Annotated in this window: 9 protein-coding genes and 1 pseudogene; 9 read left to right on the top strand and 1 reads right to left on the bottom strand. The window is 37.6% G+C overall.

All coding sequences use genetic code 11. The features are described 5' to 3' along the window. From OGY37_RS03940 to ugd, 8 genes are all read left to right on the top strand, one after another. A complete protein-coding gene (locus OGY37_RS03940; protein ID WP_286620162.1) occupies positions 1-1068 on the top strand; it encodes an EpsG family protein in 1068 nt (355 codons plus the stop codon). Beyond that, positions 1069-2016 carry a glycosyltransferase family 2 protein gene (locus OGY37_RS03945; protein WP_286620164.1) on the top strand — a complete coding sequence of 316 codons (948 nt, stop codon included), beginning with the start codon at positions 1069-1071 and terminating at the stop codon, positions 2014-2016. Positions 2017-2021: 5 nt separating this feature from the next. Next, positions 2022-3134 carry a UDP-galactopyranose mutase gene (gene glf / locus OGY37_RS03950; protein ID WP_286620166.1) on the top strand — a complete coding sequence of 371 codons (1113 nt, stop codon included), beginning with the start codon at positions 2022-2024 and terminating at the stop codon, positions 3132-3134. Further along, positions 3131-4033: a glycosyltransferase gene (locus tag OGY37_RS03955; RefSeq protein WP_286620168.1), complete on the top strand. Its 903-nt coding sequence runs from the start codon at positions 3131-3133 to the stop codon at positions 4031-4033. Before glf ends, OGY37_RS03955 begins: the two co-directional genes overlap by 4 nt. 26 nt (positions 4034-4059) lie before the next feature. Continuing rightward, positions 4060-5226, top strand: a complete 1167-nt coding sequence (locus OGY37_RS03960) for an acyltransferase family protein (RefSeq protein ID WP_286620170.1) — start codon at positions 4060-4062, stop codon at positions 5224-5226. A 57-nt stretch (positions 5227-5283) separates the two neighbouring features. After that, complete coding sequence (locus tag OGY37_RS03965; RefSeq protein ID WP_286620172.1) at positions 5284-6558, top strand: flippase; 1275 nt, start codon at positions 5284-5286, stop codon at positions 6556-6558. 147 nt (positions 6559-6705) lie between these two features. Then, positions 6706-8112: an NADP-dependent phosphogluconate dehydrogenase gene (gene gnd / locus OGY37_RS03970; RefSeq protein ID WP_286620174.1), complete on the top strand. Its 1407-nt coding sequence runs from the start codon at positions 6706-6708 to the stop codon at positions 8110-8112. Between the two features lie 235 nt (positions 8113-8347). Further along, complete coding sequence (gene ugd / locus OGY37_RS03975) at positions 8348-9514, top strand: UDP-glucose 6-dehydrogenase (RefSeq protein WP_191236162.1); 1167 nt, start codon at positions 8348-8350, stop codon at positions 9512-9514. 60 nt (positions 9515-9574) lie between these two features. Here the strand turns inward: ugd and OGY37_RS03980 are convergent. Further along, a pseudogene (locus OGY37_RS03980) lies at positions 9575-9823 on the bottom strand (protein CapI); the annotation flags it as partial. 204 nt (positions 9824-10027) lie between these two features. Between OGY37_RS03980 and wzzB the strand changes: the two are divergent. Beyond that, positions 10028-11011: an LPS O-antigen chain length determinant protein WzzB gene (gene wzzB / locus OGY37_RS03985; RefSeq protein WP_286615133.1), complete on the top strand. Its 984-nt coding sequence runs from the start codon at positions 10028-10030 to the stop codon at positions 11009-11011. The last annotated feature ends 11 nt before the right edge of the window (positions 11012-11022 follow it).

Raw genomic sequence — 11022 nt, forward strand, 5'->3', positions numbered from 1 at the left:
GTGGTTTATTACCTTATTTTATATGTAATATCTTTGATTTTCTTTATAGAGCTATATATTGATAAAAATAATAATCTGTCAATATTTTCTATAAGCTCTATAAGCATAGTAACTTTATTTCTTTTTTTCAAAGGTTCAGCAGGGCAAGACTTCTACTCTTATATAGATATTTACAAGCATGTTAATGAATCTAACTATGTAGAAAAAGGTTTTTTGTTATTAGTCCAGGGATTAAATTTCCTATCAGTAGATGCAAGAACTCTTTTTATTTTTGTTGCCTGTGTTACATTTCTGATATTAATATACGTAAAATATAAAATAGATAATGAATTGTCATTCATATTTTTACTTTTGCTATTGATAATCTGGTTGTTGATTCCATATGCATTCAATGGCATTAGGCAATATCTTGTTCAGTTAATTACTTTTTTATACTTAACATACTTATATAATAGTCCCAGACGGCATCCCCTTTTAGTAACGTGCGTGTACGCAGCTTTAGCAATAAGTATACATTCATCAGGCATAATTATTTTTATAATTTATTTAATGTCAATTGTAAAAATAAGCGTAAAAAAAATGATTACTTATCTGCTTCTTATTACATCTATTTTAGCCTATATTGGAGTGTTTAAATCATTTACATTATTGTTTTTACAGCTAAAAGGAGGGGATGCAGCTGTTCATGAGTATATGTATGTATATAATGAACCTGTAGATATATTGTCATTGTTACAAAAAACGGCCCTGTTAGTTGCTATTTTATATATTCATCAGTTCTTGAAGGTTAGATATCTAGCAAATTGTTGTGTCCTTGCTCTCGCTATTCTTATTATCTTTTCATCATACTCTATGATTGCAACAAGATTATATTTTTCATTTGCGCCGATATATATATTCTATCTATCAATGTATATGAAAGAAAAAAGACCTCGGCTTGACAGATTATTTGTGGCAATAGGTGTGATTGGATTATTAATCCCTGGATACGTAAAAGATTCGCTGAATCCAACGAATAAATTAAATTGGTACTATGAAGTAAATTCTACAGATTATAGGTCAAATTAAATGAAATATAGTGTGATTGTGCCAATTTATAATACTCATCAAGAGTTCAGTTTAATGCTTGAAACATTTATAGATATAGCTAATAGGAGAAGCGATTTTGAATTAATCATTATTGATGATGGTTCTGATGAAAATTTTCATGATTTTTATAAAGCCACTCCTTTTGTTAAATATATTTATAAGGAAAATGGTGGGGTCTCTAGTGCGAGAAATGTCGGAATAAGAGAATCTGTAGGCGATTTTCTTCTTTTTCTTGATTCTGATGATGAATACAATGCATACATTTTCGAAACTCTGGATGAAGTAGTTGTTTCAGCGAAAACAAGTATTTTATTTAGCTATGAAAAAATTTATGAAAGTGGAAAAGAAAAAAAATATTATTTAAGTCGAAACATTTTGACTGGTGATGATATATTAAAATCGTACTTCACGAAAACGATACCTGCACACGTTTCCTCTCTCTTATATTCATCTGTAATAATTAAAAGCGAGGGTATTTTATTTGATGAAACAGTTCACCACTGTGAAGACTTAAAATTTATAATTGAATATTTAAGTAAAATTGATATGTTGAATACAATTCCGAGTTGCTTGTACAAATATAAGTTTAGAGCTGGATCTGCAGTCAATAGTAAGTTTACATATAAAAATAGTACAACTTTCGATGTCTTTAACGTGCTATATAACCGATTTGAAAATACAAGTTTAGAGCCGTCATTTAATTTTTTTTACGCTACAATATATATACTGTATTTTAAAAATCTTTTAAAAAATAAAACTTGTGATGAAAATGTCATTGACATTATGAATTCGAATAGGCTCATCCTAAATAGGAAAATGCATTACAGTATTGACTTATTTTCTACCACTATATTTCTCCTAAGAAATGTCATGAAATTTGTACCAACTCAATTAGTTAAATTTATCGCGAACGATAAGGGAAAATAAATTATATGAAAAAACATAAATATGACTATTTAATAGTTGGTGCAGGATTATTTGGTTCTGTCTTTGCGTATGAAGCAAATAAACGAGGGTATAAGGTCAAGATTATTGAGAAAAGAAAGCACGTAGGTGGAAATCTTTATTGCGAAAATATTGAGGGGATAAATGTTCACAAATATGGCGCACACATTTTTCATACCAATGATGCAGATGTATGGAAATATGTTACAAAATTTGTTGAGTTTAACCGTTACACAAATACACCGATAGCCTTATCGAAAGGCAAGTTATATAATTTGCCATTTAACATGAATACATTTTATCAACTTTGGGGAGTCAAAACACCAGAAGAGGCAAAAAATAAAATTACAGAACAAAGTGAGGAAATGAAAAATAAAGAACCTACAAATTTAGCTGAACAAGCAATATCTTTAGTGGGACGAGATATTTTTGAAACTTTAATTAAAGAGTATACTGAGAAACAATGGGGAAGATCTTGCGAAGATCTCCCACCTTTCATTATTAAACGACTACCTGTACGATTTACGTTTGACAATAATTATTTCAATGACAAGTATCAAGGAATCCCCATTGGGGGATATAATGTTCTAATCGATAAATTGCTTAGTGGGATTGATGTGTCACTTGATTGTGATTTCTTTGAAAATAAAAATAAAATAATGAGTGAGGCCAAAAAGATTGTTTATACAGGCCCTATTGATAAATTCTACGATTATATATATGGGGCTCTTGGGTATAGATCTTTACGATTTGAAAATGAAATTATAGATAATGATAATTTTCAGGGGAATGCTGTCGTTAACTATATAGATAAAAAATTTCCATACACGCGAATTATAGAACATAAACACTTTGAATTTGGCAGTCAGCCTAAAACTGTAATAACGAGAGAGTATCCTAAAGATCATGAAGATGGGGATGAACACTACTATCCAATCAATGATTCGAAAAACAATTCTATGTATGCGAAATATAAAAAATTAAATGAAGAAAATAACAACGTAATATTTGGTGGGCGATTGGCTGAATATAAATATTATGATATGCACCAAGTTATTTCTTCAGCACTCAGTGCTGTTAAAAAGGAGTTTTGTGAATGAAAAAAATGGTTGTGGCGGTAATAGTTACGTATAATAGGAAATCATTGCTAGAAAAATCTATTGCAGCAATATTAGCTCAATCAGTAGCTATTGAAAAGATGATTGTTGTTGATAATAACAGTTCAGATGGTACTGAGGATTATGTTAAATTATTAAGGAACGATAATATAAATATTGAGTATTATAATACCGGGGCTAATTTAGGTGGGGCTGGAGGGTTTCATGCTGGATTTAAAATTGCTGAAAAGTACGACTATTCGCATTTATGGATAATGGATGATGATTTTATCCCACAAAAAGATTGCCTTGAGGTAATGCTATCATACCAACACATAGGTATAATTCAGCCGCTTCGATTTAATCTTGACGGTACATGTGCTGAATTGTCCCCGGTAAAGTATGATCTTTCGACACCTTACTTAATTAATCCAAAAAGAACTAAAGTGGTTGATTTTTACGAGAATGATACAATGCCTGATTCATTGCAGATTTCTGGTGTTCCATTCGAAGGCCCTCTAATTTCACGTGAAGTTATAAATTCCATTGGATATCCAAACCCTGATTATTTTATTTTTAATGACGATCTAGATTATTCTTTGAGAGCAAGAAAATACGGCTATGAAATTATTTGCTTGAAATATGCTCGTGGCACAAGATTGCTAACAAATAACCAGAACAATGATCTTTCATCATGGAAAGGTTATTTTATGTTGAGGAATTTATTTCACATCCATTATGCTTATGGTGAAAATATTTTTGTAAAATATAAACCCGTAATTTTGGTATTGGGCTATGCGCTCAAATGTATTTTTGCAGGTAACTTTTCGTCATTAAAAACAGTAGCAAATGCTTATTTTGATAGCTTCGCATTAAAAAACAATGAAAAGCACAAACCCTAATTGTTGAATTAATTAAGGTAATAACAATGTCTACTGAGAGTAATAAAAAATTGGGGTATCTTGAAGGTTTGCGAGGCATTTGCTGCATGATTGTAATCATCGATCATTGCGTAAATGCCTATTATCCTTCATTGCGGTTTACTAATGAGTCTGGGGTGAGTGGTGAAATAAAGAGAGTTATTGCGCAATCGCCTTTGAATATTATATACAGTGGACTTACTCCTGTGTATATTTTCTTTATATTAAGCGGTTTTGTGCTTTCCCAAAAATATTTTCTTACTAATAACGTTGAATTCTTAGTATCAGGAGCAATAAAAAGATACTTTAGACTTCTCGGACCAGTGCTTTTTTCTTTGCTGCTTTTTTGGGCTGTCTATCATATGTTAGCTTTTTTTAATATTGCAAACGTTGAGCCATTTACCATTGGAAGAGTACTCAATAGTGCATTTTACAATGTGTTTTTTGTCGGTAGTGATATTATAAATGGTCCCTTATGGACAATGAAATTAGAGTTGTTTGGATCATTTTTAGTTTTTACGTTGCTAGCTTTAACTCATGGCCTTCATAAAAAAATACTGTTAATTCTTGTTGCATTAGCCTTTTCCTTGGTATATGAGCCATTTCGGACATCATATTTTTTGTTTTTGTTTGGGGTGTTGTCTTGCTATTTTTCAACGAATTCAATTAAGGGGGGGCGGAATGTTTTAAACGTTCAATCAAAATGTATTTTATTTATGATGCTAATTGTTTCCCTCATCTTTATTTCGTTTCCTGCTCCCCGAGATAATGTCGACATAGGATTGTGGTATAGGGTGATCGCATTTCAAGAAATAGGGAATCTTTGGCAAATACACAATCTTTGGCATGTGCTAGGTGCAGCATTATTCTTTGTTGTGACATTCAATTCAAATATATTAAAGTTTTTTTTCTCTAGTAGAATATGCACATTTTTAGGAGGGGTGTCATTTCCAGCCTATCTGATTCACTACCTTATTATCACAATTCTTTTATTTGTGAGCATTGATGTTGAATCTCAGTTTGTTGCGTTTATTATTAAAACTACCATGGTTTTTGCAATAACAATTTTGCTATCAATTCCATATGAAAAGTATATCGACAAACCTAGCCTTGCGCTATCAGCAATTATATACAATGTTTTTAAACGTCCCAAGTTAGGAAATGTAACTGGTTGACTTATTGTGTAGCTATCATTCAGGTGTATATATGCTTATTTCTTTTGAGTGACTCTCATGAGCTTAATTAAAAATAGTCTTTGGAATTTGGCTGGTTACGCGATTCCAAGTTTAATCGCAGTACCTGCTCTTGGTCTGCTTGCCAGGTATTTAGGTGTTGAACGCTTTGGTATATTTACGTTAGCTTTGGCCATTGTCGGTTATGCGAGTATTTTTGATGCTGGACTCACTAGAGCTGTTGTCCGCGAAATTGCTATTTATAAAAAAGATAAAAATGAAATTAATAATATAATTTCATCATCATCTGTTTGTGTCGCAATTTTAGGTATTATTGGAGCTGCTACCATCATTTTATGCTCTGATACGATAGTGCTTATGCTCAAGGTTAGCACTCAATACTATAGTGAAGTTCATCTTTCTATAAAAATTCTTGGTCTGACATTACCTTTCTTTCTACTAACACAGGTTTGGTGCTCTATTCTGGAAGGCTATGAACGGTTTGGTACTTTAAATATCCAAAAAAGTGTTAGCAGTAGTTTGTTGATGGGGCTTCCAGCATTATTTGTAATATTACTGCACAGTAGTTTAGTTTATGCAATAGTTGGGCTCTTGGTCGGCCGTTTGTGCTCGTTGATAATTATTTTCTATGTTTGCAGGGGGAGTATAATAAGTGCTGGCTGGAGAGTAAAAAAGAAAACCTTACTGCGAATGATTGGTTTCGGTGGTTGGATCACTGTAAGTAATATTATTAGCCCAGTAATGGCATATTTTGATCGTTTTGTGTTATCTTATTTTTTAGGGGCTGGGACAGTGGCGCTATATACAGTCCCTAGTGAGGCGATTTCTCGATTAACTATATTTCCTGGTGCTCTTGCTAGGACGGTTTTTCCTAGGTTAAGCCAAGCTGATTCTTTTGATTTTTATTATCATATCTATACAAGAAGCCAGAGGATTATGCTTGTGTTGTGCTTGCCAATAGTACTGGTAGGAGTTTTTTTTTCAACACCTATCCTTACTCTTTGGATGGGGGCTGAATATGCAGGGGAACCATCTGTTATTCTCAAAATACTCCTTGTGGGTTTTTTATTTAATTCTCTCGCTCAAATTCCATTTTGTTCAATACAAGCTTTTGGTAAAGCGAAAGTTACGGCTTTAATTCATTTGCTTGAGGTTGTGCCGTATTTTTTGCTTTTTTATTTTTTGATGATTAACTATTCATTTGTCGGAGCTGCAATAGCATGGTCAGTTCGAATGTTTTTCGATTATCTGGTCTTGATGTGTTCCAATAAATATCTTATGAAAAAAAGAAATGGTCATATGACTTTTAAATAAATATACCTTTACTGCAATAACCTCCAAGTATTATACAGAGCATGTGCTATTTTATAATATGTGTTTATAATGAGTTGTGATAGTGTTTGATATACATTTCAAGCCGCGCACAACTCGCGCGGTGACCACACCTGACAGGAGTATGTAATGTCCAAGCAACAGATCGGCGTCGTCGGTATGGCAGTGATGGGGCGCAACCTGGCGCTCAACATCGAAAGCCGCGGTTATACCGTCTCCATCTTCAACCGCTCCCGCGAGAAAACTGAAGAAGTTGTTGCCGAGAACCCGGGTAAGAAACTGGTTCCTTATTACACGGTGAAAGAGTTCGTCGAGTCTCTTGAAACCCCACGTCGTATCCTGTTAATGGTAAAAGCAGGGGCGGGAACTGATGCTGCTATCGATTCCCTGAAGCCGTACCTTGATAAAGGCGACATCATCATTGATGGTGGTAACACTTTCTTCCAGGACACTATCCGTCGTAACCGTGAACTGTCCGCGGAAGGTTTTAACTTCATCGGTACCGGAGTATCCGGCGGTGAAGAGGGCGCTCTGAAAGGACCATCTATCATGCCTGGTGGCCAGAAAGAAGCGTATGAGCTGGTTGCGCCTATCCTGACCAAGATTGCCGCTGTTGCCGAAGATGGTGAACCGTGCGTAACCTACATCGGCGCTGATGGTGCAGGTCACTATGTGAAGATGGTGCATAACGGTATTGAATACGGCGACATGCAGCTGATTGCTGAAGCTTATTCCCTGCTGAAAGGCGGCCTGAACCTGTCTAACGAAGAGCTGGCTACCACCTTCACCGAGTGGAATGAAGGCGAGCTGAGCAGTTACCTGATCGACATCACCAAAGACATCTTCACCAAAAAAGATGAAGAGGGTAAATACCTGGTTGATGTTATCCTGGACGAAGCGGCGAACAAAGGTACCGGTAAATGGACCAGCCAGAGTTCTCTGGATCTGGGCGAACCGCTGTCGCTGATCACCGAGTCTGTATTCGCGCGCTACATCTCTTCTTTGAAAGACCAGCGCGTTGCGGCATCTAAAGTGCTGTCTGGCCCGCAGGCTAAACTGGCTGGTGATAAAGCCGAGTTTGTTGAAAAAGTTCGTCGCGCGCTGTACCTGGGCAAGATCGTCTCCTACGCACAGGGCTTCTCTCAGCTGCGTGCCGCGTCTGACGAGTACAACTGGGATCTGAACTACGGCGAAATCGCGAAGATTTTCCGCGCGGGCTGCATTATTCGTGCGCAGTTCCTGCAGAAAATTACTGACGCGTATGCTGAAAACAAAGGCATCGCGAACCTGCTGCTGGCTCCGTACTTTAAAAATATCGCTGATGAATATCAGCAAGCGCTGCGTGATGTAGTGGCTTATGCTGTGCAGAACGGTATTCCGGTACCGACCTTCTCAGCAGCGGTAGCCTACTACGACAGCTACCGTTCTGCGGTACTGCCGGCTAACCTGATCCAGGCCCAGCGTGACTACTTTGGTGCACATACGTATAAACGCACAGATAAAGAAGGTGTATTCCACACCGAATGGATAGAGTAAGTCTTCTGACGTACATTAGCCCGGTTTTTTGACCGGGCTTTTTTTTATCTCAAATTCTATTGATTTAAGTTGATTGCTTAATCTTTTCTTAATATTCCTGGCGTAATCTGATAAAGAAAATCTTAATTGTTTTAACCTTCGTTGACATGATATTCAAAAAAAAGTTAAAACATTATCCTCTTATCAAGATGTACGGCATCATGATTAAATATTAAGATAATACTGAGAGCATGAAATGAAAATCACCATTTCTGGTACTGGGTATGTTGGTCTGTCAAATAGTCTTCTTATCGCCCAACATCATAAGGTCATTGCTCTGGACATTGTTCCCTCACGTGTCGAGATGCTAAATAATAGGATATCTCCGATAGTTGATCAAGAAATTGAACAGTTTCTGCAATCAAAAGATATAAAATTCGAAGCTACACTAGATAAATACTACGCTTATCAGAGTGCAGAGTTTATCATTATTGCAACCCCAACAGACTACGATCCTAAAACTAATTACTTTGATACTAGCAGTGTCGAGTCAGTCATACGGGATGTTATTGAAATAAATCCAGATGCCATAATGATAATAAAATCGACAGTTCCTGTCGGTTTTACTCAATCAATGCGTCAAAAATATAGAACAGATAATATCATCTTCTCCCCTGAATTCCTGCGTGAGGGTAAAGCTCTATACGACAACCTGCATCCGTCCCGTATCGTTATTGGTGAACGTTCTGAACGTGCCGAGCGCTTTGCCGGGTTGCTGCTGGAAGGGGCGGTGAAGAAAGATATTCCGACCTTATTTACTGACTCGACTGAAGCCGAAGCCATCAAGTTGTTTGCTAACACCTATCTGGCGTTACGTGTGGCCTACTTTAACGAGCTGGATAGCTATGCCGAAAGCCTAGGTCTGAACTCACGGCAGATTATTGAAGGCGTGTGCCTGGATCCCCGTATCGGTAATCACTACAACAATCCGTCATTCGGCTATGGCGGCTACTGTCTACCGAAAGATACTAAGCAGCTATTGGCGAATTATGCATCTGTGCCGAATAACATTATTGGCGCAATCGTTGATGCTAACCGTACGCGTAAGGACTTCATTGCAGACTCTATTCTTGCCCGTCAACCTAAAGTAGTTGGCGTATACCGTTTAATTATGAAAAGCGGTTCCGATAATTTCCGTGCATCATCCATTCAGGGCATCATGAAGCGCATTAAGGCAAAGGGCGTGCCCGTGATTATTTACGAACCTGTCGTAGAAGAGGACGAATTTTTCCACTCTCGGGTAGTGCGTGATCTTAATACGTTCAAAAATGAAGCAGACATTATTATTTCTAACCGCATGGTGTCAGAATTAGCTGATGTTGCAGAAAAAGTATATACCCGCGATTTGTTTGGTAGTGATTAATCTCGTCTCCATAAAAAAGGCCTTAATATAAGGCCTTTTTTATTTTAATCAGGCCAGTAATCAAACTTTGTAGAAATCACGGTACCAGCCAACAAAGTTCTTCACCCTATCTTTTATCGTGGTTTCAGGTTTAAAACCAATTACCTCATACAGTGCTTTAGTGTCCGCGCTGGTTTCCAGAACATCACCTGGCTGTAGCGGTAGCATATTTTTCTTCGCTTCAATACTCAGTGCATCTTCCAGAGCCTGGATATAGTCCATTAGCTCAATCGGTTAACTATTGCCGATATTGTCAACGGGATAGGGCGCATGCTGGCCGCGGGCTTGCGCGTCTCTACGTCCATTGCGTGTCTGCATCAGTCCACTTTATAAACGTATCGTATTCCAGTAGTGTTTGAAAAACCAATCAAAATCCCTGAAACAATTTGATTTTTTTATCATTAATCCTATGGCATTGCCTCAATTTATAGCTAAACTAATCCCAGTTTAAGTCTTTCCTTATCTAGGGTTTCTATGTCTGTAAGTGATAACAACATGTCCGGGCGCAGTCACGATCCGGAACAGATTGATCTGATTGATTTACTGGTACAGTTATGGCGTGGGAAAGTAACAATCGTTATCGCGATTGTTATTGCCATAGTGCTTGCTGTGGGCTATCTGGCAGTTGTTAAGGAGAAATGGACCTCAACAGCCATTATTACTCAACCGGATGTTGGTCAGATCGCCACATATAACAACGCCCTCAATGTGTTGTATGGTGTCAGCGCCCCCAAGGCTACTGAACTGCAGACAAACGTGGTTGGTCGTTTCAGTACTTCTCTCTCTGCATTGGCTGAAACGCTTGATAATCAGGAAGAACCACAGAAACTGTCAATTGAACAATCTGTTAAAGGCCAACCGCTGCCGTTGGCGGTTTCTTATGTGGGTAGCTCACCAGAAGACGCTCAGCGTCAGCTCGCCGAATACATTCAACAAACAGATGAAAAGGTTGCTAAAGAGCTGGAGCTTGACCTGGTTGATAATATCAAGTTGCAAACAACCACGTTGCAAGACTCTCTGAAAACTCAGGAAGTGGTCGCTCAGGAGCAAAAAGATCTGCGAATTAAGCAAATTCAGGAAGCGCTGCGTTATGCAGAGCAGGCCGGGGTGATTAAGCCGCAAATTCAGCAGACGCAGGATGTGACGCAGGACAGTATGTTCCTGTTGGGTAGTGATGCCCTGAAGTCCATGATTGAGCACGAATCTACACGCCCTTTGATATTGTCTGATAACTACTTCCAGACCAAACAAAAGCTGTTGGATATCGAAAGTCTTAAGCTTGAAGGGGCTGAGTTACACGCCTACCGCTATGTGATGAAACCAACGTTACCGATTCGTCGTGACAGCCCGAAAAAAGTGATTACCCTCGTGCTGGCGGTTCTGCTCGGTGGGATGATTGGTGCAGGCGTGGTGCTGGGGCGAAATGCTCTGCGTGGTTACAAAGCCAAAGCTGAGTAAGTCTAAAGCTG

The organism is Citrobacter sp. Cpo030 (genome assembly GCF_030333005.1).
Taxonomy (GTDB): domain Bacteria; phylum Pseudomonadota; class Gammaproteobacteria; order Enterobacterales; family Enterobacteriaceae; genus Citrobacter; species Citrobacter portucalensis.